At 61.4% G+C, this 24,993-nt stretch carries 17 protein-coding genes; 8 read left to right on the forward strand and 9 right to left on the reverse strand.

What is annotated here, in order from left to right; genetic code table 11:
- Positions 1 to 2,240, forward strand: a 2,240-nt coding sequence (locus tag QZ196_RS08660) for an HYR domain-containing protein (protein WP_296425521.1), incomplete at its 5' end; no start/stop codon positions are given.
- 95 nt (positions 2,241 to 2,335) lie between these two features.
- Here the strand turns inward: QZ196_RS08660 and QZ196_RS08665 are convergent.
- Positions 2,336 to 3,973: an AMP-binding protein gene (locus QZ196_RS08665; RefSeq protein ID WP_296425523.1), complete on the reverse strand. Its 1,638-nt coding sequence runs from the start codon at positions 3,971 to 3,973 to the stop codon at positions 2,336 to 2,338.
- Positions 3,974 to 4,693: 720 nt separating this feature from the next.
- Between QZ196_RS08665 and QZ196_RS08670 the strand changes: the two genes are divergently transcribed.
- Genes QZ196_RS08670 through QZ196_RS08680 form a run of 3 tightly spaced genes read left to right on the forward strand, consistent with a single transcriptional unit; the run spans position 4,694 to position 7,263 of the window.
- A complete protein-coding gene (locus QZ196_RS08670; RefSeq protein ID WP_296425524.1) occupies positions 4,694 to 5,215 on the forward strand; it encodes a hypothetical protein in 522 nt (173 codons plus the stop codon).
- A 51-nt stretch (positions 5,216 to 5,266) separates the two neighbouring features.
- Positions 5,267 to 5,929, forward strand: coding sequence for a response regulator transcription factor (locus tag QZ196_RS08675; protein WP_296425526.1), 663 nt, complete (start codon positions 5,267 to 5,269; stop codon positions 5,927 to 5,929).
- A complete protein-coding gene (locus QZ196_RS08680) occupies positions 5,926 to 7,263 on the forward strand; it encodes a HAMP domain-containing sensor histidine kinase (protein WP_296425529.1) in 1,338 nt (445 codons plus the stop codon). The genes QZ196_RS08675 and QZ196_RS08680 overlap by 4 nt, the downstream gene beginning before the upstream one ends.
- Here the strand turns inward: QZ196_RS08680 and QZ196_RS08685 are convergent, their stop codons facing one another.
- From QZ196_RS08685 to QZ196_RS08710, 6 genes are read right to left on the reverse strand one after another with little or no spacing between them, the layout of a single operon-like run.
- The gene (locus tag QZ196_RS08685; protein ID WP_296425531.1) at positions 7,264 to 8,232 is read right to left on the reverse strand and encodes a dipeptide ABC transporter ATP-binding protein; all 969 of its coding nucleotides are present in this window, start codon (positions 8,230 to 8,232) and stop codon (positions 7,264 to 7,266) included. It abuts the gene before it with no gap.
- Positions 8,229 to 9,200, reverse strand: a complete 972-nt coding sequence (locus tag QZ196_RS08690; protein WP_296425533.1) for an ABC transporter ATP-binding protein — start codon at positions 9,198 to 9,200, stop codon at positions 8,229 to 8,231. The genes QZ196_RS08685 and QZ196_RS08690 overlap by 4 nt, the downstream gene beginning before the upstream one ends.
- A gap of 1 nt (position 9,201) precedes the next feature.
- Positions 9,202 to 10,092 carry an ABC transporter permease subunit gene (locus tag QZ196_RS08695; protein ID WP_296425535.1) on the reverse strand — a complete coding sequence of 297 codons (891 nt, stop codon included), beginning with the start codon at positions 10,090 to 10,092 and terminating at the stop codon, positions 9,202 to 9,204.
- Positions 10,092 to 11,099 carry an ABC transporter permease subunit gene (locus QZ196_RS08700; RefSeq protein WP_296425537.1) on the reverse strand — a complete coding sequence of 336 codons (1,008 nt, stop codon included), beginning with the start codon at positions 11,097 to 11,099 and terminating at the stop codon, positions 10,092 to 10,094. The genes QZ196_RS08695 and QZ196_RS08700 overlap by 1 nt, the downstream gene beginning before the upstream one ends.
- Entirely contained in the window at positions 11,099 to 12,199 is a 1,101-nt protein-coding gene (locus tag QZ196_RS08705; RefSeq protein ID WP_296425538.1) for a Xaa-Pro peptidase family protein, read from the reverse strand. Before QZ196_RS08705 ends, QZ196_RS08700 begins: the two co-directional genes overlap by 1 nt.
- 56 nt (positions 12,200 to 12,255) lie before the next feature.
- On the reverse strand, positions 12,256 to 13,848 hold the full coding sequence (locus QZ196_RS08710; RefSeq protein ID WP_296425539.1) for an ABC transporter substrate-binding protein: 1,593 nt from the start codon (positions 13,846 to 13,848) through the stop codon (positions 12,256 to 12,258).
- Positions 13,849 to 14,247: 399 nt separating this feature from the next.
- Between QZ196_RS08710 and QZ196_RS08715 the strand changes: the two genes are divergently transcribed.
- The gene (locus QZ196_RS08715; RefSeq protein WP_296425540.1) at positions 14,248 to 15,240 is read left to right on the forward strand and encodes a DUF2125 domain-containing protein; all 993 of its coding nucleotides are present in this window, start codon (positions 14,248 to 14,250) and stop codon (positions 15,238 to 15,240) included.
- A gap of 71 nt (positions 15,241 to 15,311) precedes the next feature.
- Here the strand turns inward: QZ196_RS08715 and QZ196_RS08720 are convergent, their stop codons facing one another.
- Positions 15,312 to 16,301, reverse strand: a complete 990-nt coding sequence (locus QZ196_RS08720; protein ID WP_296425542.1) for a TIGR01620 family protein — start codon at positions 16,299 to 16,301, stop codon at positions 15,312 to 15,314.
- A complete protein-coding gene (locus QZ196_RS08725; RefSeq protein ID WP_296425543.1) occupies positions 16,298 to 17,710 on the reverse strand; it encodes a YcjX family protein in 1,413 nt (470 codons plus the stop codon). The genes QZ196_RS08720 and QZ196_RS08725 overlap by 4 nt, the downstream gene beginning before the upstream one ends.
- 94 nt (positions 17,711 to 17,804) lie before the next feature.
- Here QZ196_RS08725 and truA point away from each other — a divergent pair, with 94 nt between their 5' ends.
- From truA to QZ196_RS08740, 3 genes are all read left to right on the forward strand, one after another.
- The gene (truA, locus tag QZ196_RS08730) at positions 17,805 to 18,572 is read left to right on the forward strand and encodes a tRNA pseudouridine(38-40) synthase TruA (RefSeq protein ID WP_296425545.1); all 768 of its coding nucleotides are present in this window, start codon (positions 17,805 to 17,807) and stop codon (positions 18,570 to 18,572) included.
- A 382-nt stretch (positions 18,573 to 18,954) separates the two neighbouring features.
- Positions 18,955 to 20,733 (forward strand): BamA/TamA family outer membrane protein, encoded by a 1,779-nt coding sequence (locus QZ196_RS08735; RefSeq protein WP_296425546.1) that lies wholly within the window; start codon positions 18,955 to 18,957, stop codon positions 20,731 to 20,733.
- Positions 20,730 to 24,992, forward strand: a complete 4,263-nt coding sequence (locus QZ196_RS08740) for a translocation/assembly module TamB domain-containing protein (RefSeq protein ID WP_296425548.1) — start codon at positions 20,730 to 20,732, stop codon at positions 24,990 to 24,992. The genes QZ196_RS08735 and QZ196_RS08740 overlap by 4 nt, the downstream gene beginning before the upstream one ends.
- The last annotated feature ends 1 nt before the right edge of the window (position 24,993 follow it).

Raw genomic sequence — 24,993 nt, forward strand, 5'->3', positions numbered from 1 at the left:
GTAATACCGGCAGCGCCAGCTTTACCGTGACGGTCACCGATGGTGAAAACCCGGTCGTGACAGTCCCGGATGATATCAGCGTGTTTGCGGATGCGGGTCTGTCCTCTGCCACCGTGACCTATGCCGCACCAACTGCGACTGACAATGTCGGCGTGACCTCCGGGCCGTCGCTGACGGCTGGGCTTGCCTCTGGCGGGGCGTTCCCGATGGGCATAACCACAGTGACCTATCAGGCGCTGGACGCGGAAAACAACACCGGCAGCGCCAGCTTTACGGTCACCGTGACCGATGGCGAAGCGCCGGTCGTGACGGTGCCTGCGGATATCATCGTTTCGACCGATCCCGGATTGGCGACGGCTGTTGTCACCTATCCCGCCGTCACGGCGACCGACAACGTCGCTGTTACCGCCGGGCCTGATCTGACGGTCGGTCTACTATCTGGTGCGACCTTCCCGCTGGGCACGACCGTCGTGACCTATCAGGCGACAGACGGCGACACCAACATCGGCACCGCCAGCTTTAACGTCACCGTCGAGGATAACGAAGCACCGGTGATCCGTCCGATTGGCGCTGTTTCGTTCGAGGCGGACCCAAGTGGCACGCGGGAGATCACGTTCAGCGCGATCGTCGATGACAACGTCGATACGGGGATTGCGCCTGTCTTCCGGCTGGATGGCAATGTGATCACCCCCCCCTATGATTTCCCGGTCGGGCTGAACGCCATCACGATCAACGCAACCGATACAGAAGGCAATGCGGCGGTCGAAGTGATCTTCAATCTGACAATCGTCGCGGGTCAGGCCCCGGATGTGCCTGACATCACGACGTCGGTCATCAACGCCGACCGGTCCATGACTATTGGCGGCACGGCTGAAACCGACTCGACCGTGCGTGTCACCTTCCCGGACACGACTTTCCAAGAGGTCACGGCGACAGGTGGTGCGTTCATCGTCACTTCCGCGGCGCTCATGACCGGCGGTACAGTCACGGTCACGTCCACCGACGATCGCGGCTACACATCGCTGGCGGCAACGGTTGACCTGTTCCCTGACTACGACCAGCCGACAGTCGCAATCACCGGCGCACCTACGCGCGTTATTGATGAATCGCCGTTTACCGTGACGATCACCTTCTCGGAAAATGTGACCGGCTTTGTGTTGGGCGATATTGGTGTGACGGGGGCAAATGTGGCTGCCTTTGCGGGCACCGGCGCTGTCTACACCGCTGAGATCACGCCAATTGCAGGCGAGGCCGTCGTGCTGAGCGTTGCGGGCGGTGTGGCGCAGGATGACTTTGCCAACCTGAACGTAGCGTCCGATGTGATCAGTATAGAAAACGCTGCATTGACCGAAACCGAAGAGATGATCACCCAGGTCATGCAGTCGCGCAACGCCGCATTGATCGCGACACAGCCGCGCATCGGCAGGTTCTTGTTGGGTGGCCAGTTTGGTTCGTTCAATCTGAATGTCACGCAGGGCGTTGGCAACTTTGACCTCACCACCTCGTCCGAGCGGCCAGTCTGGCTTGCCGGTCAGGGCCGCTGGTCTACCGAAGGGGCGCTGGAAACATCGTACTTCAACCTGGCCGTCGGTGGGCATATCGCCATGACCGAGAATGTGTTGCTGGGTGCCATGGCACAGTTTGACAGCACTGTCAGCGATGAGGCGGTGATGACATTCGAAAGCACGGGTTGGCTGGTTGGTCCTTATGCCGTGCTGCGGATGGCGGATCAGCCGCTGGTGTTCTCTGCGTCCTATCTGATGGGTCAGACGACGAACACCTTGTCGCCCTTTGGGACCTACGAGGACGAATTCAGCAGTGATCGCAGCATTCTGACCCTAGGTGTCACCGGCAAGATGGAACTGACGTCGGTCACGCTGATCCCTCGGCTGGATCTGGCGCATGTCACCGACGAAAGCGAAGCCTATACCGATGGCGACAGCAATCTGGTGCGGGCGCAGACCGTGACGATGACGGATGCGACGATCGGTCTGGACTTTGTCATGCCGATTGACGTGGCCAATGGCGCGCTGGAGCTGATCGGCGGGATCGGCGCGACCTCGTCGCGGTTCGACAACGGCGTGGAAGAAACCGACGACACGCGCGGCCAGACCGAACTTGGCTTCCGGTACACGATGGAAAGCGGCGGTCTGGTAACGGCACGCGCAACCTATGACGGTCTGGGTCAGGACGACTACGAGGCGGTCGGTGCAGAGGTGTCGTTCGAAATCAGCTTCTGATCCACACACGACAAAGACAGGACCGACGTTGCAGTGATATGCAGCGTCGGTCTTTTTGTATCCGCAGCGCCGATGATCGGGCCATGCTGGCTGTGTTAATCGCTGGGGTCCGCAGCGGCGCGGCGGCGCAGGTCGGCGCGGATGATCTTGCCGGTTGTGGTCATCGGCATCGCGTCGATAAAGCGCACGACCCGCGGGTATTCATAGGCAGCGAGCCGGGTTTTGACGTGGTGCGCAATGTCGCGGGCCAGCGTATCCGAGGGCGCGTAGCCGCTGGCCAGCTGGATATAGGCGGCCACCACGGCACCCCGGATCGGATCAGGTTTGCCCACGACACCCGCCAGTTGCACAGCCGGATGACTGAGCAGGCAATCCTCTATCTCGGCGGGGCCGATACGGTAGCCGCCAGAGCTGATGATATCGTCATCGCGCCCGACGAATTGCAAACGTCCCGTCGGCGTTTCGCGGCCCTTGTCCCCGGTCAGCAGCCATTTTTCACCGTCTATGGCGATGAATTTGGCAGCGGTCGCCGCAGGGTCTTGCCAGTATTCAAGAAACATCACGGGGTCGGGCGCGCGCACGGCGATGCTGCCCTCGGTTCCGGTCGGGCAAAGCTGACCTGTGTCTTCGTTGATCAGGCCGACCACATGGCCGGGCACGGCAAAGCCCATGACGCCCGGCTCTGCCGGTTCCAGCGCGGCGCAGGAGGACACGATCATATTGCATTCGGTCTGGCCGTAGAATTCGTTGATCGTGGTGCCGAAAACCTGCCGGCCCCATGCGATCAGTTCCTTGCCCAGTGTCTCGCCCCCGCTGGCGACAGAGCGCATGGGCACGGCAATGTCAGGCGTATGAAGGCGCATCAGTTTCAGCGCGGTCGGCGGCAGAAATGCGTTGCGGATGTCGTGCGTGCGGATCAGGTCAAAGGCCGCCTGCGCGGTGAACTTGCGAAACCGGCAGGCCACCACCGGCACACCGTGGTGCAGCGCGGGCATCAGCACATCCAGCAGGCCGCCGATCCAGGCCCAGTCGGCGGGGGTCCATATCCGGTCGCCGGGTTGGGGAAAGAAATCATGGCTCATCTCTACGCCCGGCAGATGGCCCAACAGCACGCGGTGCGCGTGCAGCGCCCCCTTTGGCGCGCCCGTGGTCCCCGAGGTGTAGATCAGGATCGCGGGGTCATCGGCGCCGGTCTTGGCGGCGGTGAATGTGGTCGGCTGATCGGCGCGCAGGGCATGCAGGTCGCGGGCGTCTGCGCCGGGGCCGTCGATGCTGTAGATCATCTGCAAGTCAGGCAGGCCGTCTTGCAGGGTCGCCAGCGTTGCGGCCCCTTGGGCGTTTGTGATGACGGCACGCGCACCGGAATCGTGCAGCCGGTGGCGCAGGGCATCTGGCCCGAACAACGTGAACAGCGGCAGTGATATGCAGCCCATTTTAGTGATCGCGATATGGGCGGCCGCGGTTTCCATACATTGCGGCAGCAGGACCGCGATTCGGTCGCGCGGGGCCATGTCGTGCGACAGTAGATTGGCGATTTGGTTCGCGGCGTCGCGCAATTGCGCATAGCTGTGCTCTGTGACGTGGCCTGCCTGATCCACATCAATAATCGCCAGGTCGTTGGGGGTCTTGGCGGCAATACGATCGCTGATATCCACCCCGATATTATAGTCATCGGGGATGTTCCAAACAAAGGCGTCGCGGGTTGCCCCGATGGTGTGATGTGGCTGAAGCATGGCGCAGTGTCCTGTGCGGCGCAAAAATGCGCAACCGCTCAAATCACATCGCGCGAGCCACGATGATATGTCGATGATTCTAAACACGATTCGGTTTTTTGGGGCCGATCCTTCTGTCTTGGGGTTATGTCATCGGGCGGTAACCTGTCCTTTTCGCATGGCGGGCCATTGTGTGACGTTACGTCAGTTTCGTAGGTTTGCCATGCGTCAAGGGCTATGCGGACGGCTAAACCTAAGAATTATAAGTTGTTTTTGCGCTTTTTTGCGCCAGGCCAGCGTTCCTGCGGGACCCCTCTCCCGAAGGTGAACGCAAAATGAACGGGCTGTTTTTTGGCGGTTCATCGCTGCTGCCGGATGATAAGTTCACAGTTAGTTGAATTGAACCGCACCACCATCAATCTCGCATCAATCTGGCCAAGCGACCTGACAAGGATAGTAGGACATGTACGACATACAGTTTCAATCTGATGATCGCTCTGCTTCGGAAACGTGCGGGCGCATGTCACGGTATTGGGACGCAGGTACGTCTGTCGATGTCTTGGCTACGATGCGTACGGATGATAAAACAAACAAATCTACAGACCGGTTTCCGAAGATTGATGAAATTTTGGACCGGGTGAGCAGACAGACCAAGTTGGGTCACGCATGACGAAAGGAAAGCGGCGATCTGGTGATGACAATGCGACGTGCATGTCAAAGTCGGGGATGTGGCAAAAAATCATGAAATTCACTCCTCACATCATAGCAGCGCTCGTGTGCTTGACGCCCGCAATGGCGACGTCGGAAATCACAGAGCTTTCGCAGTCTGAGCTTCGCGCGGCAGTTTCGGCGCGCACGGCGATTCCAACACGCACACTGATTGCCGGTGTTGAAAGCTTTACCGGCGGTAGCGTTGTCGATATCCGCGCCTTCCTGGTTGACGGGAGCGTGACATACCGGATTTTGGTCCAGCAATCTGACGGGCAAATTGGGTCGATCATGGTAGACGCCGCTACGGGTCAGGCCGTCAGCGCATCGTCGGAAACGGGTGAGCAAGTTGTCTCGGCAGCTGCGTCCACCAATGGCAATACGCAGTCGCGCAATAACCTGAGCAGCCCTGGCCGAAGCCTTAACAACGGCGATGGCAATGGTAGCAATGGCGGCAACAACGGTGGCGGCAACAGCGGTGGCAACGGTGGCGGCAACGGTGGCGGCAACGGTGGCGGCAACGGTGGCGGCAACGGTGGCGGACGAAATAAGTAAAGACTAAGATTTGCCAAACTTATGCCACGACTGTGGCCTATAGAATCTCACATGCGTATTCTGATTGCCGAAGACGAGCAGGTGCTCGCGCAACAAATAAAGACTGTCTTGAAGGCTGAAGGTCGTGTCGTTGACATGGCCCATGACGGTAGTGAGGCCGAGTTTTTAGGTAGCACAGAGCCCTATGACCTTATTATCCTGGATATCGGTCTTCCGATCCGCGACGGGCTGACTGTCCTCAAGACATGGCGTGCGACCGGTATCGACACGCCTGTCCTGATTCTGACCGCCCGCGACGGTTGGTCTGACCGGGTTGACGGGTTGGACGCAGGGGCAGATGATTATCTGACAAAACCATTTCACATGGCAGAACTATCCGCGCGAATCCGCGCGATGATCCGGCGGAAAACAGGTCAGAGCAATCCGGTTTTTTCAAAAGATGACATCAGCTTTGATACCCGCAATAATCAGGTCACGGTGGCTGGCATTCCTAAAAGTTTGACAGCGCAAGAAAGCGCTGTCCTGTCGTATCTTTTTCACAATTGCAATCGGCTCGTGTCGCGGTCGGAACTGTCGGATCACATCTATCAATACGATGGCGACCGCGATTCAAATACGATTGCGGTATTTGTGAACCGACTGCGCAAAAAGCTTGGTGATGATTTGATCCAAACCGTTCGCGGTCGGGGCTATGTTATCAAAGCCATTGCATGAAATCGCTGCGCGCGCGTGCACTGACCGGCGGTATCATTTGGGCGACCTTGGCAATTTTGATCGGTGTTTTCGGTATGGCCTCCTTTTTGGATACGCAGACCCAGACCCGGTTTGATCAGCTTTTGCGCAACCGGCACACGCAGGCATTGGTTGCGGTCGCCAATAACTATGATTCTCCCGATAGCATTGCCCAGGGAATCGGGGACCCGGTCTATGGGAAGCCGTTTTCGGGCGAATACTGGCAGGTCCAAAAAGCGGACGGCGCGTTATTTGTGTCAAAATCGCTGGTCGATTCGCTGTTGCCACAGCCCGACGGCACGGTGGCGGGGATCACGTTGCGCAACTATGTCGATCAGACGGGCGAGCAGTTGCGCAGCATTGCGCAATGGCTGACGTTGGACGACGGCTCTCAATGGCACGTACAGGTCGCGTCATCTGTTCAAACACTCTTGGATGAACGCCGGCTTCAACGCAGTAATCTTATGCTGGCGTTCGGCATGATCGCCATTGTCGGCGTTGTCGGTACATTCTTTCAGGTTACCGCCACGTTCAAGCCACTGAACAAGTTACGCCACGATGTGCTGACGCGCTGGGATAGCGAAGATGGGTTACGGCCCGACGCCTACCCGACCGAGGTTGCCCCGTTGGTCAAAGACATCAACACCTTGCTCGAGCGGAACCGTGATATCGTGAGCAGGTCACGCAGGCAGGCTGCTGATCTGGCCCATGCGATCAAGACCCCATCCGCGATTGTCCGCAATGAGCTGGAACAGCTGCGGCACAGTAACTTTCCGGTCGCAGAATCCCTTGCGGCGCTGGACCGGTTGGATGCGCAGCTTAACCGGTCATTCGCCCGGATGCGTGCAGATCGGGGCAGTGCCGGGATGCGGACCTTTACCGATGTCGAGGAATCGCTGGGCCGGATGATCCGCGCATTCAAGGCGCTTGCGGCCAACCAAGACAAGACGCTGACTTTTGATGTCGGTGCTGACCTGCGCATTCGGATTGATCAGCAAGATTTTGAAGAAGTGATGGGTAATCTGCTGGATAACGCGCTGAAATGGTCCGGCAGCAAGATATATATTTCAGCAACCCGCATCGGTGACCTGATCAAGGTATGTATCGAAGACGACGGTCCGGGTATTCCAGAAGACGATTACGGCACCGCCACGCTGAGCGGTCAGCGGCTTGATACGGCCAAGCCGGGAACCGGTCTTGGTCTGGCGATTGCCGCCGATCTGGCCCACGCCTATGGCGGTAAGGTGACTCTGGGTGAATCGGCTGTGCTGGGCGGGCTTCAGGTGCGCGTGTTGCTGCCGATGTCCGGGATCTAGTCAGCCGTTCGCCATGTCTTCGGGAAAGAAGCAGGCGGCGGGGTGATCGGACGTATCCAGTGCGGGCCGAGTCGTGCGGCATTTGTCCTGCACCTTCCAGCAACGCGGCGCAAAGGCGCAGCCCGGCGGCACATTCAGTGGCGACGGTAATTCACCCTCGAGCTTGATCCGGGTCTTTTTCGCGGTCGGGTCCGCCTTGGGCGTCGCCGAAAGCAGCGCGCGCGTATAGGGGTGGCGCGGATTGGAAAGCACATCGTCAATCGTGCCCATTTCGACGGGTCGCCCCAGATACATCACGATGATGTCGTCGGCCATATGTTTGACCACCGACAGATCGTGGCTGATGAACAGATAGGCTAGCCCCAGCCGGTCCTGCAGATCGACAAGCAGGTTCAGGATCTGGCTTTGGATCGACAAATCCAGCGCACTGACGGGTTCGTCCAGCACCAGCACCTTGGGTTCCAGCATCAATGCACGGGCAACCGCGATCCGCTGGCGCTGTCCGCCGGAAAACATATGCGGGTAGCGGTCAAAGTGTTCCGTGCGCAGGCCCACCATTTCCAACATTTTGCGCGCTTTTGCGGTGCGTTCGGCGGCTGACATATCGGGGCGGTTGATCTTCAGCGGTTCCTCAAGGATGGCGCCGATGCGCTGGCGCGGGTTGAGCGAACCATATGGATCTTGAAAGATGATCTGCACGGATGACCGCAGTTGCGCCCAGTTGTCCGGCGTGGCGGGGGTGCCGTTGATGCTGAACGCACCTTCTGTGGGTTCTTCGATCAGCGAAATCAGGCGGGCCAGCGTTGATTTACCGCAACCCGATTCCCCTACAACGGCAAGGGTACGACCGGGATGCAGGTCAAACGTCGCCTCTGACAGGGCGCGCACGACTTGGGCTTTGCTGAACATCCCGCCCTTGACGTCATAATGGCGCGACAGGCCGCGGGCGGTGACGATGGGTTGGGTCATGCGGCGGTCCCCTTGGAAAGCGGATAGTGGCAGCGCGCCAGCCCCAGCGATGGCGATTGCGGGGCTGGTGGGATGTCACGGCATTTGGCATCGGCGAATGCGCAGCGCGGCGAAAACAGGCACCCGGCGGGCCGGTCAAACTGGCCCGGTACGACGCCTTTGATTGTGGGCAGGTGACGCCCGGTGGCCCTTTCGGGCAACGCATCCAGCAGGGCGGATGTGTAGGGGTGATGCGGGGTTTGAAACAGGCCGACGACAGGCTGTTCTTCGACCTTTTGACCGGCGTATTGCACGCTGACACGTTCGGCGGTTTCGGCCACAACGCCCATGTCATGGGTGATCAGGATAAGCCCCATGCCGGTTTCGGCCTGAAGCCCGGTAAGCAGGTCCAGTATCTGCGCCTGAATGGTCACGTCCAGCGCGGTCGTGGGTTCATCTGCGATCAACAGGCGCGGTTTGCACGCGATGGCCATGGCGATCATCACCCGCTGGTTCATGCCGCCCGACAACTGATGCGGATAGACGCCCAACCGGCGTTCCGCGTCTGGGATGCCCACCTGATCAAGCAGATCAATCGCGCGTATATGGCGTTCTTTGCGGCTTAGCTTCAGGTGTTGGCGCAGCGCCTCCTTGATCTGGAAACCCACGGTGAAACAGGGATTGAGCGACGACATCGGTTCTTGAAAGATCATCGCCATGTCTTTGCCGATCAGGCTGCGGCGTTTGCGGCCCGATACGTCTTTCAGGTCGTTGCCGTCAAAGTTCAGCACGTCGGCAGTGACGGTCGCGGTCCATGGCAACAGGCCCATCATTGCCAGCATCGACACTGATTTGCCCGACCCGCTTTCGCCGACGATGGCCAGAATTTCGGCATTATCGACCGTTACATCAACCCCGTCCACAGCCCGGAATTGCCCGGATGCGGTCGAGAAATCGACACAGAGGTTGCGTATTTCCAGAAGCGGCATATCAGCTTCTCTTCAGTTTGGGGTCAAGGGCGTCGCGCAGGCCGTCACCCATCAGGTTGATGGCCAGAACCGTGATCAGGATGGCAAGGCCGGGAAAGGTCACGACCCACCACGCGCGCAAGATAAATTCGCGCGAATCGGCAAGCATCGTGCCCCATTCAGGCGTGGGTGGCTGCGCGCCCATCCCCAGAAAACCAAGCGCGGCAGCGTCCAGAATGGCCGATGAAAACGACAGCGCCGCCTGCACGATGATCGGCGCAAGGCAGTTGGGCAGGACCGTGATGAACATCCGCCGGAATATCCCCGCGCCGGCCACGCGGGCCGAGGTGACGTAGTCTTTGGACAGCTCACCCAAGACCGACGCGCGCGCCAGCCGGACATAGTGTGGTTGCTGCACAATCGCGATGGCGATCATCGCATTGATCAGCGAAGGACCCAGGATCGCGACCAGCACCAGCGCCAGCAGAAGCGATGGAAACGCAAGGATGATATCCATGATCCGCATGATGATCGTATCAAGCCATTTCGGCGCAAAGCCCGCCACAAGCCCCAGCAAGATACCGACAGAGGCGGCAATCCCCACGACAACGACACCGACGAACAGCGAATAGCGCGCGCCATGCAGCAGACGGGACAGCATGTCGCGGCCAACCGCATCGGTGCCCAGCAGAAACTGGGTGGTGCCACCTTCCTGCCAGAACGGCGGGACCAGCGTGTTTTGCCGGAACTGTTCGGTCGGCCCGTAGGGGGCAAGGATCGGCGCGCCCAATGCCATGACGACGATCGCGGCAAAGACATACAGCCCGATCACAGCCCCGCGGTTTTCCCGGAAATAGTACCAGAATTCTGCAAGGCGACCGGGCCGGTCGGTGGGATTTACGGCAGTGGTCATCAGCGTTTCCGAATTTTGGGGTTAATGAAGCCATACAGCACGTCAACGATCAGGTTCACGATCATCACCATGACGGCGATCAGCAGCAGACCACCCTGCACCACGGGATAGTCGCGGCGCGAAATGCTATCGACCATCCACTTGCCGATGCCCGGCCAGCTAAAGATCGTTTCGGTCAGGATAGCACCGGCAAGCAGGGTGCCGATGGACAGACCGATCACCGTGATCACCGGGATCAGGGCATTGCGCAGCGCATGCACCCCGTTGATCCGGGCGGGCGACAGACCCTTGGCGCGGGCGGTACGGATGTAATCCTCGCTCAGTACTTCGAGCATGGCAGACCGGGTTTGCCGCGCGATGACGGCCAGCGGGATCGTTCCCAGCACAATGGTCGGCAAAATCAGGTGCCGCACGGCAGAGCCGAACGCACCTTTTTGCCCTGACAGGATACTGTCGATCAGCATAAAGCCGGTCGTGTTGTCAAAGTAATACAACAGGTCGATCCGCCCCGATACCGGCGTCCAGGCAAGGTTGCCGCTGAATACGATGATCAGCAGCAGCGCCCACCAGAAGATCGGCATCGAATACCCCACCAATGCGGTAGACATCAGCGCCCGGTCAAAGAACTTGCCCCGGTTCACCGCCGCGATCACCCCCGCAGGCAGGCCAAGGGCGATGGCAAGGATCATCGCGCAGATCGACAGTTCCAGCGTGGCGGGGAACAGCGCGAAAAATTCGTCCCAAACCGGGCGCTTGGTGACAAAGCTTTGGCCCAGATCACCCTGCACAATGCCGCCCAGATAGTGCCAGTATTGTTCCAATACCGGGCGGTCGAAACCCAGCTCTTCGACCAGCGATTGATAGCGTTCCTCGGTCATGCCGCGTTCGCCAGCCATGACGATGATCGGATCACCCGGCAGAACGCGGATGAAGGCGAATGAAATCAGGGTCACGCCGATGAATGTCGGGACGAACGTCACCAGACGGGCAAGAATGTAGCGCAGCATCAGGCGGCCCCCACGATCATCAGGTCTTTTGGGAACGACGTGAGTGAACGGCAGCCGGCATCCGTGATCAGCACGTCATCTTCGATCCGCACGCCAAAATTGCCGATATCGTAAAGGCCGGGTTCGTTGGTCCAGACCATGCCGGTTTGCATCACCTCGGGATTGCCGCGCATGATATAAGGCGCCTCGTGAACCTCGCGGCCAAGGCCGTGTCCGGTTTTCGTGCGAATCCGCGCGGCAAAGGGTGACGCCTCGAGCACGCGGGTCACTGCGTCGTCAATGTCGTGTGCGGTGACACCGGGCCGCGCGATGGCATGACCGGCCAGATTGGCGCGCAGCACGGTATCATAGACGGCGCGGCCTTCGTCGGTCGCATGTCCGATAAACACGGTGCGGGTGATATCGGCGGCAAACCCATGTTTGCGCGCGCCGAAGTCCAAAAGCAGCGCATCGCCTTCTTTTACCGCATAATCAGCGCGGGCGTGGGCGTGGGGCATGGCGGAATTATCGCCAGCGGCGACAATGGGCGGAAATGACAGCGCGTCGGCACCATGCGCAAACAGCGCCTGCACCAGCATCTGTTCGATTTGGGTTTCAGATTGGCCGACGCGGACCTGATCAAGGGTCTGTCGCAGCGCCGCCTCAGAAATATCAATGGCGGCTTGCAAGGCGCGGATGTCGGCATCTGTCTTGATCGCACGCAGGCCAGAAATGGCCTTTTCGCCGTCGATGATCTTCAAATCGGGCATGGCGGCCAGCAGGGCATGATGTGTAAAGACGCGCATTACCTGACCTTCGACCGCAAGCGACGTCAGTTTCAGATGATCCCCCAGCGCATCGAACGCGGGCTGATAGCCGTCCTGATCGCGCCAGTCGAACACGCGGCCTTCAAAGCCAACCTGCGCCCATGATCCCAGTTCGAGATTGGGGACGAGGGCGGCATCGGGGCCTTGGGCGCCGATGATGAGAACAAACGGGCGTTCGTGGCTGCCAAAGGCCTGACCAACTGCGCGCGTGAAATTTGGGCCGGGGACCAGTGCAACGGCGTCAACACCAAGGGCGGACGCGACAAGGCGCAGGTCTGAAAAACGATCTGTCATGGAAAACTCCGGCGGGGGGTGTCCGGGGCCAGACATGTGGCCCCGGACGTTTGGACTTATTCAGTCAGGCTTACACCGTAGAAGATGTGACCACCCAGCGGATGCACGATATAGCCTTCGACTTCGGGGCGCATCGGCATGTAAACAACCGAGTGGGCGATGGTGGCCCAAGGTGCCTGATCCTTGAAGACGACCTGCGCCTCTTCGTACAGACGGGTCCGTTCAGCCTGATCGGTTTCGATCTTGGCGGCTTGGATCAGATCCTCGAACGGCTGATGGCACCATTGCGCCCGGTTCGAGTTGGTTACACCGTCACAACCCAGCAGCACGGCCAGGAAGTTGTCTGGATCACCGTTGTCACCCGTCCAACCCAGCAGAACGGCGCCGTCGCGGTCAATATCGGACGACCGGGACAGATACTCGCCCCATTCGTAGGACACAATTTCAACCGTGACGCCGATCTTGGCAAAGTCTTCCTGCATCAGCTCGGCCATGCGGCGGGCGTTGGGGTTATAGGGGCGCTGAACCGGCATTGCCCAGATTTTCAACGTCAGGTCCGTCACGCCAGCCGCTTCCAATGCGGCTTTGGCGGCTTCTGGATCATAGGGGTCGTCAACGACAGCGTCGTTGTAGGACCACATGGTTGGCGGGATCGGGTTCTTGGCGATCTGACCGGAGCCCTGAAATACCACGTCGATGATCGCTTGCTTGTCGATGGCCATGTTCAGGGCCTTGCGCACATCGGGGTTGTCAAATGGCGCCATCTGCGTGTTGTAGGCCAGATAGCCCACGTTCAGACCTTCCTGTTCCAACACGTTGACACCGTCATCGGCCTTCATCGCTTCGACATCGGCGGGGTTGGGGTATGGCATGACGTGGCATTCACCCGCCTGCAGCTTTTGATAACGCACGGATGCGTCGGGCGTGATCGCAAAGATCAGGTTTTCCAGCTCGGACGCGCCGTTCCAGTAATCGGGGTTGGTGGTATAGCGGATTACCGCGTCTTTTTGATAGGCGACAAAGCTGAACGGGCCAGTGCCGATAGGGGCCTGATTCAGCATCTCCGGCGTGCCGGCGGCCATCATCGCATCGGCATATTCAGCCGACAGGATAGACGCGAAATCCATCGCCATATTGGCGATAAACGGAGCCTCGCGGCGGGTCAGCACGAATTTAACGGTATAATCGTCGATTTTTTCAACAGAGGCGACCAGATCGGGCATCGACATGCCTTCAAAGTATTCCCATGTGCCGCCCGACACGCCGTTGTACGGGTGGTCAGCAAGCCGCTGACGCTCAAAGCTGAAGATCACGTCGTCGGCGTTGAAGTCGCGCGTCGGTGTGAACATTTCGTTGGCGTGGAATGCCACGCCCTGACGCAGTTTGAAGGTGTATTCCAGACCGTCTGCGGATGCTTCCCAGCTTTCGGCCAGACCCGGGATGACGTTCGTGGTCCCGGTGTCAAACTCGGTCAAGCGGTTGTAGATCGGGTGCGACGACGCATCGAACGTGGTGCCCGAGGTATAAAGCGCGGGGTCAAAGCCTTCGGGTGAGCCTTCGGAGCAATACACCAGCGTCTGTGCCGCCAGTGTTGTCGCACTGAGCGCGCTGAGCAGCAGGCCAGAGGCGATATTTCGTTTCAGTGACATGTCAATTTTCTCCTGTTGAAGATCATGTTCTTGGATTGTCGGATGGCCGGGCGACCCGGCCACGACTTTTACGCTGTTCTTGCGACAGCACTTTGGGCTGCAAACTTTTTTCCTACCCCCGGATTTGCCGGGATTGCCTGCAACGCAATCGCTTCTACCTGATCTCGCATAGGCACAGTCCTTACGTCGGGGCATCGTCGGCTGGCCCAAAACGCGTTCACCACTATCGGCATGACAATGGTGCTGCGCAATGAAGCAAACATAAACCTCATGCTGAGACAAAAACAAATTTTGATCAACTGGAAAATTTTTTCTTTGACTGGCACAGGTTATCACGGGACTGGCGATGCGGCCCGGCAGTCGCTAAACCAGCGCCGTGGTCTGGTGCAGGAGAACCAAATGCGGCGGCTGACATTTCTGGTGGGATTGCTTGCCGCGCTTTACAGCGGGTATTGGGTTCTGGGCGCTTTCGCGGTCAAGCAGGGTGCCGCGACGCAGATCAGCGCGGCGCAGCGGGACGGCTGGGGGGTCGCGTATCGCGATTTGCAACTGCGCGGCTTTCCGTCGCGCTTTGACACAACGGCCAGTGATCTGGTGCTGACATCCCCTGACGGGCTGTGGTCATGGGCGGCCCCGTTCGTACAGGTCTTCGCGCTGAGCTATCGGCCCAACCGGGTCATCGTGGCCTTTCCCAACGACCAGACACTGCGGTTTGGTGACCAGAATATGCGCATCACCGGCGACAGGTTGCGCGCCAGCGCAGGTGTTGCGGCGAACACCGATCTTTCGTTTGATGCCGTCACGTTGGATGCCGCCGCGACGACGGTCGTTTCCGATTTCGGTTGGACGGCTGGTCTGGACCGCGCGATTGCCGCGATGCGTGCCAAGCCGGGTGCGGGCAACAGCTATGACATCTACGTTGATGCGGACCAACTGACATTGCCCGCGACCGCACTGCACCGGATCGACCCACAGGCGCGGTTGCCGCAGACGATTACGCGGATTGCCTTGGACAGCACCGTCACGCTGGATCGTGCGCTTGACCGGCATGCCTTTGACGGCCAAAATTCACTGCCGGTGGCGCAGCGGGTCGTGCTGAATAGCTTTGTTCTTGATTGGGGGGATCTCGGGGTGCGCGCGGATGGCGCTGTGGATATTGACGCGCTGGGCGTCTTGAACGGGCGCGTCACCGTTCGAACGGCGCAGTGGCGCGAAATCATTGCGCTGTTGGTCAGTGCAGGCGCCATTGATCCCGGTGTTGCGCCGACTGTGGTGAATGTGGTGGCCACAATGGCGCCGGATGGCCAGATGCTTGAGTTGCCGATCATGTTCCGCGACGGCTTTGTCTGGGTTGGCCCGCTGCCCGTCGGTCCCGCGCCGCGCCTGCGCTAAGCATCGCAAGATCAAATGCCCGGAAATTCGGTCGGCACCCCGGACGGTGGTTTTCCGGCGTTCGAAATGCGTTACGCCCGCCCAAAAAGCCCGGTCAGCGCCCGCCGGACAAGGGCTGTCACAGAGGGCCGTCTTGCGGCATGAAATGGCAGGGGCCGGCAGACCTCTATCGCGGCGACGCCAACGCGCGCGGTCAGTGCGCCGTTGATCACACCCTCGCCAAAGCGCCGCGAAACTTTGGACAACACCCCACCGCCCGCGATTGATCCGATCAGATCATCGCCCACGGCCACCGCACCGGTTGCGACCAGATGGGTCAGCACGGTCCGGGTCAGCCGCCAACTGCCGAATGTGCCCGCCCGCCCGCCGTAGACTTCGGCGATCCGGCGGATCATCCGCAGGTTCGCGGTCAGGGCTGTGAACAGGTCGGCCAGCGCGATGGGAACAATCGCCGTGACGGTGGCGACTTGTCGTGCGGCTGCTTCGACCTCGCGGGTGGCGCGGGCATCAAGCGGGGCAAGCAGGGTGGTTTCGGCAAGGCCCAGCAGGCCATCGGCGTCCAACACATCGCTGTGCCGTTCCTGCATCTCGGCCCGGCCCCACGCGGTGTCAGCGCGGTTTGCATATAGCCGGTCCAATGCCCCCACCACATCACGCGCCGCCATCAAATCATGGCTATCGAGCGCGTCGCGCGCCATGCGCTGAATCTGATCCAGACGGCGCAACCGGCCAAAGGCCGCAAGTTCACGCAGCGCCATGACCCCTAAAACCACCACCAGAAGGCTGATCAGGATCGTTGCAATACCGCCAAGCAACGGGGACCGGTCCAGCAATGTGTTCACGTAATCCCAAGCCGCCAATGACACGATAAAGCCGGTCAGGGAAAACGCCAGTGACCAAAACCACCGCGCCAGACGCGACGGGCGGCGGGCGGCCAATGCGGCCACCTGCTGCATCGCAGCGCGCTGCGGGTCGTCCACGCCGTCGGGCACTGCAGGGGCCGCATCGGGCTGCGCCACATTTGCATCGTCCAGATCAATCAGAACCGGGCCTGTCTTCATAACTTGTCTCCGATCAGGAACTGCGCGGCCTTGTCCAACCGGATGTGCGGGGGCCCATCGCCGGGGCGCAGTGTCAGCCGGGCGGGCGCAAAGTTCATCACGCTATAGTCAGCATCAAGCCAGTGCGCGGCGCCTTCACGGGCCGGGGCAAGCAGATGCGCGGGGTCCGTGGGCAGTTTGCCGGGATAGAACGCCGCCTGTTTCCCACTGTCGAGCAGTCGCCCCCGCACCACATCCAGTGGGCCGTCCTTATGGTCAATCGTTTCCTCGACCGTTGTGCGCAGGGCCGCAATGGACATGGCGGCGGTCTTGGCGCCTGCGAAATCGGCGCGGTCGCGCGCCTCGCGCAGCAGCGCCTCGGTGATGGCGCTCAGCTGGGGGTGCTGGCTGTGATGCAGGTGGTCGGCCTTGGTCGCCGCGAACAGGATTTTTTCCACCCGGCGCCCGTTGAAAATCCGGGTCAGGAACGCATTGCGCCCGGGCTTGAATGCCCCGAGGATACGGGCCATCGCGCTGCGCAGATCATCAAGTGCCGCCGGCCCGGCGTGGATCGCGCCCAGCACATCCACCAGCACGATCTGGCGGTCGATCTTGGCAAAGTGATCGCGAAAGAACGGCCGCACGATATTGCGCTTGTAGCTTTCAAACCGCCGCTCGAACTCGCGGCCAAGCGAGTGGCGCGCGAACGGCCCGCCGGGCAGTGGGGCAAAGGTCAGTACGGGCGACCCGGCAAGGTCACCGGGCAGCAAGAAACGCCCGGGCGTGCAGTCGGAAAAACCCGCCGCACGGCTTTGGTTCAGATGCGCGGTAAAACAGGCGGCAAGCCCCAGCGCTTGTGGTTCATCCAGCGCGACGTTTGCATCGCAGCCGTTCAGCATCTGCAAATAGGCATCGCCGCCGGGCCGCCCTGTGGCGCGGACAAGCGCGGCCTTGGACCATGCGGCATAGGTCTGATCCAGCAGCCCTAGGTCCAGTAGCCATTCGCCGGGATAATCGACGATATCAATGTGGACGGTGCGGGGGCCAGAAAACCCCGACAGCAAGCCGCTGGGCTGCACCCGCAATGACAGGCGCAGTTCACTGATCCGCAGCGTCCCATCGGGCCAGCTGGGGTCCGGGGCCGTGAGCCGGGCCAGATGCGCCTCGTAGGCAAAGCGGGGGATGGTATCATCGGGCTGCGGCTGCAAATACGCGGCGCGGATCGCGCCATTGGTCGCCGCGGTTAGCTGCGGCATCCGGCCCCGGTCCATCAGATTGGCCACAAGGGACGTGATAAACACCGTCTTGCCCGCCCGCGACAGGCCGGTGACGCCAAGCCGGATCACCTGATCGGAAAAGGGTGCCGTCAGTGTATCCGTGACGCCTTCAATGCCGCGTGCGACATGATCGGCGAGTGCTGCGATGACCAATGACTGCCCTTTCACTACTTGGCATACAGATAGGTGAGGGCCGGGCAGATGTGTAGGGATTGATTTTGTGCAGCCGTGCGCCTACTCCGACCGGATGCCACGTTATGCCCTTCTTGTTGAATATCACGGCGCGCCCTTTTCCGGGTGGCAGCGCCAGAACGATCACCCGTCGGTGCAAGCCGCGATCGAAGCCGCGCTGGCCAAGCTGGAGCCCGGCGCGCATACGATTGCCGCCGCAGGCCGCACTGATGCCGGGGTGCATGCCACGGGGCAGGTGGCGCATTGCGATCTGGCCCGTGACTGGGACCCGTTTCGTCTGTCAGAGGCGCTCAATTTCCATCTCAAGCCCGCGCCGGTCGCCATTGTGGCCTGTGCGCAGGTCGCACAGGATTGGCACGCGCGGTTTGATGCGGTCGAGCGGCAGTATCTTTTTCGCCTGATCGCACGCCGTGCGCCGCTGACGTCAGAGGCGGGCCAGATATGGCGGGTAAACCATGAACTGGACGCGGATGCGATGCAGGCGGGCGCGGATCGGTTGATTGGGCACCATGATTTCACGACGTTCCGGTCGTCGATCTGTCAGGCCAAAAGCCCGGTGAAGACGCTGGACGAACTGCGGGTCACGGCAATTCCGCGCCGCATCGGCACCGAGTACCAGTTTTACGTGCGCGCCCGTTCGTTCCTGCACAATCAGTTGCGCAGCTTTGTCGGCACCCTCGAACGGGTCGGCGCCGGCGCTTGGACCCCTGATGATGTGACACGGGCGCTTGTGGCCAGAAACCGCGCCGCTTGCGGCCCGGTCTGCCCACCGCAGGGGCTTTATCTGGCCGGGGTGCGCTATCCGGTCGATCCCTTCGCCTAATCGTTATCGCACCGGCCCCGCACCGGCCCCGCACCGGCCCCGCACCGGCCCCGCACCGGCATCGCGCGACGTGGCGGTTCGTGTCGTGGAACATCGGCGACAATGCGCGCAATATCGTCCGCGTCGCGAAACTGGCCCCCATATGCCACAGCCGCATCGCCAAGCAGGGCGCGCGCAAGGGTGTTGGGGGGTGGGTTTGCGATGTCCTTCGTGTTAAATATGTCAGTGTGGTGTCCTGCGTCGGTCTGGCGAAAAACGACGCATAGCGGCATCGCACGGCGCACTGACCCGGAAGTGAATGGCCTTGGGTCTTCCTTGTCTGTCGGGCGTTGGACACTAGATGGCTGCACTGATTTGCTGATGGCCAAGGGGGCCTTTATCGTTGAAGAAAATTTGGTTCATCATGGCCTTTATTCTGGGCGCAAGTGGTGCGGCGGCACAAGATGTCCAGCTGGTCAGCGATACCGCGCGGGGCGCGCTGGACGAAGCATCGCTGCTGCGCGACCTTGCGGACAAGCCGGACGCGGTGCCGCAAGACTATATCGCGGCAGCCCGTGCCGATTACCGGCGCTTGCTGACGGCGCTTTACGCGGCGGGTTATTATGCGGGGACGGTGTCGATCACAATTGATGGGGTCGAAGCGGCAGCGCTTGATCCGCTGTCGGCGCCGTCGGCGATCAACGAAATCGCGATCCGTGTCATCGCGGGGCCGCGTTTCACCTTTGGTGCGGTGCGCATCGCGCCGCTGCCGCCGCAGGCCGTCTTGCCAGATGAATTTGCAACCGGCGAGATCGCGCAATCTGGCCGGATCGAGGGCGCTGTGGCGGCTGGTCTGACAAGCTGGCGCGCGCAGGGGCATGCCAAGGCGCGCGCCGCCAATCAGCAAATCATCGCCCGCCATGCCGACAATCAGCTTGATGTGGATGTTGTGCTCGCGCCCGGTCCACGGCTGCGCTTTGGTGCGCTGCAGGTGACGGGCAACAAAGCCGTCAGCACAGACCGTATTCGTCAGATCGCCGGTCTGCCCAGCGGTGCGGTATATACGCCCGACGCGATTGCAGACGCCTTGCAGCGTTTGCGCCGGACCGGCACATTTGACAGCGTGGCCCTGACCGAAGCCGACACCGTTGGGCCGGGTGACACGCTGGATATCAACGCGCAATTGGCCGAAGGCAAGCCGCGCCGGATCGGTTTCGGCATTGAACTGTCGTCGATCGAAGGGGTGACGGTGTCGTCGTTCTGGCTGCACCGCAATCTGCTGGGCGGGGCCGAACGGCTGCGCATTGACGGTGAAATCGCCGGAATCGAAGGGGAAACCGGCGGCGTCGACTATGCACTGCGCGGCAATTTCGTGCGGCCAGCGACCTTTGGCCCCGATACCGAGCTTTTCATCCGTGGTGAAATATCGCGCGAGGATGAGCCGGATTACCTGATCGACAAGATCGCAACCGAGGTCGGCTTTTCGCGCATCTTGGGCGATGGTCTGACGGTCGAAGTGGGTGTTGGCCTGCTGACCGCACGCGAGGAAACGGCGCTCAGCACCCGCGAATACACGCTGCTGACGCTGCCGTTGAAAGCCACGCTTGATCGCCGGGATAGTCCGACAAATGCAAGCACGGGGTACTACATTGATGTCCACAGCACGCCCTTTGTCGGCCTGCGGGGCGATGTGAGCGGCGCCCGCTTTTTCGCGGACGCGCGTGCCTACTACAGCTTTGGTGTAACGCGCCGCCTGACGTTCGCCGCCCGTGGCCAGCTGGGCAGCCTTGCCGGTGCCGGGATTGACGAGGCGCCTGCGGACTATCTGTTCTATTCCGGCGGTGGCGGTACCGTGCGGGGGCAACCTTACAAGTCGTTGGGTATAGACCGGATCATAGGCACCGAAACGGTGACGACCGGCGGCACGTCGTTTGCCGGTGCCCAGCTTGAGGCGCGATTTGCCCTACGCGACAAGATCGCGCTGGTTGGGTTCTATGACATCGGACATGTGGGCGATACGGCGGTGCCGCTGGAAGATGGTGATTGGCATGCAGGCGCGGGGATCGGGCTGCGCTATGACACCGGGATCGGGCCGATCCGGCTGGATATCGCGACACCGGCAAGTGGCGACAACGCAGGCGAAAGCGTGCAGGTTTATATCGGGATTGGGCAAGCGTTTTGAGACATTTCTTACTGATCTTCGCACTGCTGATCGCACCCGTCGCCGCCTTGGCCCAAAGCCAGGAGGAGCAGGACAAGGGCTATCTGGCGCAGTTGATCGAAGACAACCTGTCGGGTGCGGGCCGCCAGGTGAACATCATCGGCTTTGCGGGCGCGCTTAGCTCTGAAGCGACGATTGATAGGCTGACGATCGCCGATACGGATGGGGTTTGGCTGACGCTGGAAGGTATCGTGCTGACCTGGAGCAGGGCAGCGCTGTTGCGTGGGCAGATCGACGTGCAGGAACTCAGCGCGGCGCGCATCGTCGTGGCGCGTGCCCCGGTCACCCAAGCCAGTGCAGGGCCCGCGCCCGAGGCGCAGCCGTTTTCGCTGCCGGAACTGCCAGTGGGCATTTCGATTGATAAGCTGAACATCGACCGGATCGAATTGAGCGATGTATTTCTGGGGGAACCCATCGCGATCCGCCTGTCCGGCAGTGCCCAGCTGGCCGATGGCCAAGGCGCGGCAAATGTGCTGGCCCAGCGTTTGGATGGCAAGGCGGGTGCGTTCGAACTGATCGGTAGCTATGCCAATGAAACGCAACTTCTGGGCCTGTCGCTCAAGCTCGAGGAGGGGCCGGATGGAATCGCGGCGCGTCTGCTGGACCTGCCCGGCAGGCCAGCGGTTCGGCTTGAAATCGCAGGCACCGCGCCGACCGACAGCTATGCGGCCACTCTGGCCGTGGCGACCGACGGTCAGGACCGCCTGAATGGCACCTTCGGCATTACCACCACGGACGCCGGGCGCCGGATACAGCTTGATTTGGGCGGTGATGTGTCGCCGCTTTTTGCGCCTGAATATCAGGCCTTCTTTGGCACCAGCGCCAGCCTGACCGCCGAGGCACTGCTGGCGGACGATGGCCGGATTGATATCTCGGAACTCGAACTGCAGGCACAGCGGCTGAACCTGTCGGGCGCCATTCGTGTGGGCGCGCAGGGGTGGCCCACGCTGATCCGCCTGACCGGCGGGATCAATGCGGCCGACGGCGTATCGGTCTTGTTGCCGCTGACGGGACCCAAGACATTTGTGGATGGGGCATCGCTTGCCATCAACTACGACACCAGCCAGTCGGACGATTGGCAGGCCGATATCACGGTGCGCGGGCTGCAGCGTCCGGGCCTTGGGATTGGCACGATTACGGCCCAGGGCGGCGGTATCCTGCAACCGGGCGAAGGCGATCTGATCGGTCAGGTCACGGCCAACCTGCGCTATGGCGCCACCGGTGTGCAGCTTGATGATGCTGCCGTGTCGCGGGCCTTTGGCAATGCGGTCACAGGCGAATTCGTTGCCCGCCGCGTCGAAGGTGCCCCGATCCGGATTTCGCGGTTTACGCTGAACGGTGCTGGCCTGAACGCCCGTGCCGAGGCGACGATAGACGGGCCAAAATCCGGGCTGCGCACGCAGGCCACGGCCAATGTCACGGTCGCCGGGCTGGACCGCTTTTCGACGCTGGTCGGTCAGGATTTGGGCGGCGCGGCAGAGATCGCGATCCGCGCCGATCTGACCCCGCTGGACGGGCTGTTCAATATCGTTCTGAACGGCACGACCCGTGATTTGTCCGTCGGCATGGCGCAGGCGGATGCGGTGCTGGCGGGCGCGGGCAGGGTCACGGCCAATGCCGTGCGCGACACCGACGGCACAAGGTTGGAAACCCTGCGTATACAAACGCCAGCGGCATTGATCACCGCAACGGCGGCATTGACCAGTGCAGGCAGCGAGGCCGATTTTGACGCGCGCCTCGACGACATCGCGCTGGTGGCGCCCGGTATCACAGGCCCCGCCACGGCACGCGGTACGGTGACCCGCGACGCGACCGGCGTGATGGACTTCAAGATCGCCGGCACCGGCCCTGCCGCGACCGTTGACGCGGCCGGCACCGTCAATCCCGCAGAGGTTGGGCAGACGATCACCGCGGCAGCGACGGTCGATGTCACCGATCTCGCACGCTACGCGACGATTGCGGGCAGGCCGCTGAGTGGCGCCGCGAAACTGTATCTGCGCGGCGCGTTGGTGACCGACGGTCTGCGCTTTGATGTGAATGTCGACGCACAAACGACGGACCTGACGACGGGCGTCGCCCGGGTTGATCCGCTGCTGGCCGGGCAGGGCCGCCTGTCCGCCGCTGTCGCCGGGTCGGCTGCGAATAGTCTCAGCGTTTCGGCGCTGCGCGTGACCACCCCGGCGCTTACGTTGTCCGGCGATGCCAGCGTGCAGCCGGGGGGCCCGACATCGGCTGATATCGCGCTGAAAATCAACGATGCAGCCGTGTTTGACCCCAGCCTGAGCGGCCCATTGACGGTATCTATCAACGCGGAACCTGCCCCCGATGATGCGGTGCTGGTCGCGATCAGTGCGGTCGGCCCCGGCGCAACGGTACGGCTGGATGCAACCGTCGCGTCGCCTGCTGATGACTACGCTGTGACGGGCGACCTCAGCGGGCAAATCGCCGATCTTGCGGCCTATCGCGCGCTGGTCGGGCAGCCTGTCGCGGGGCAAGTCGATGTTGCGGTGTCCGGCACCGTTCTGCCGGACCTTAGCGGGTTCGACGCCAAGATCACCCTGCGCAGCGAGGATTTGGCGATCGGCAACCCATCGGTCGATGTCTTGTTGCGCGGCACGGGCCGGGTCAATGCGACCGTGGGGCTGGCCGATGACATTCTGTCTGTCCGCACGCTCGAGGTGACGACGCCGCAGGTTTCGGTCGTGGGCGCCTTGAACGGCAACGCGGGCATCGGGCAGGGGCGGTTCAACGCCAGTTTGCGCGATGTCGGCGTTTTGACGGACCAGATCAGTGGCCCTGTCCGCGCCACCGGGATGGCGTCGCTGGACCAGAATGGCAATTGGGGGATCGACGCCAAGGGCACCGGCCCCGGCGGCCTGCAGGCGCAGATCACCGGCCAAATCAGCCAAACGGGTCAGCTGAACATCACTATCGACGGCAGTGCGCCGCTGGCTCTGGCCAATACCGCCATTGACCCCCGGCGGCTAAGCGGGACCGCGAATTTCGACCTTGCCGTGAATGGCCCGCCGCAGCTTTCATCGCTGAGCGGTCAGGTGACCTTTGCCAATGGGCGGCTGGCGGCCCCGACGCTGGCGCAAGCGCTTGAAGACATCGGCGGCGCGATCCGCCTGAGCGGCGGCGCGGCGCAGCTTGACCTGCGCGCGAATGTCGAAAGCGGCGGCGACATCGCGATCACCGGCCCCATCGCGTTCAACGCGCCGAACACGGCGGATGTGACATTGCGGCTGGGCGATGTGGTTTTGAAAGACCCGTCCTTGTACACCACAACGGTATCCGGCGCGATCACACTGACCGGACCGCTGCAGGGTGGCGCGCGTGTGGCGGGGCGGCTGGCGCTTGGGCAGACCGATATACAGGTGCCGTCGTCAAGCATCAGCACATTGGGTGCATTGCCCGATGTGTTGCACATTGGCGCCGATGCCGCCGTGCGGCGTACCCTGCAACGGGCCGGTGTGGTCAATGGTGGCGGTGGCGGCGCTGGCGCTGCGGCACGCCCCGGCCGGGCCTATCCGCTGGATATCGTAATTGATGCACCGTCACGCATATTCATCCGGGGGCGCGGTCTTGACGCGGAACTGGGCGGGCGCCTGACCATTGGCGGGACCACGGCCAGTGTCATTCCTGTTGGCCGATTCGACCTGTTGCGCGGGCGCATTGATATCCTGCAACAGCGCTTCAATCTGACCGAAGGCAGCGCATCGCTGCAGGGCGACTTCGTGCCCTACATCCGGTTGGTCGCGGCGACGGAAACACCGACCGGAACCACGATCAACATCGTCGTCGAAGGACCGGCCAGCGAACCTGAGGTCAGCTTTGTCTCGACGCCGGAACTGCCGCAGGACGAGGTCCTGTCGCAGCTGATCTTCGGGCGAAATCTGGACAGTATCAGCCCGTTTCAGGCGATCCAGCTTGCGTCGGCGATCAGCACGCTTGCCGGACGGGGCGGTGGTGCTTTGGACCGGTTGCGGCGCAACATCGGGCTGGATGATTTTGATGTGACCACCGACGACGAAGGTGCCACCGCAGTGCGGGTCGGAAAATACCTGTCCGAAAATATCTATACCGACGTAACGATCACCAGCGAAGGCGACACCGAGATCAACCTGAACCTGGACCTGACCGATGAAATCACCGCCAAAGGCAGCGTTGATCAAGACGGTCAAACCAGCGTGGGCGTATTTTTTGAAAGGGATTACTGAC

The organism is Yoonia sp. (assembly GCF_017854565.1).
GTDB lineage: Bacteria > Pseudomonadota > Alphaproteobacteria > Rhodobacterales > Rhodobacteraceae > Yoonia.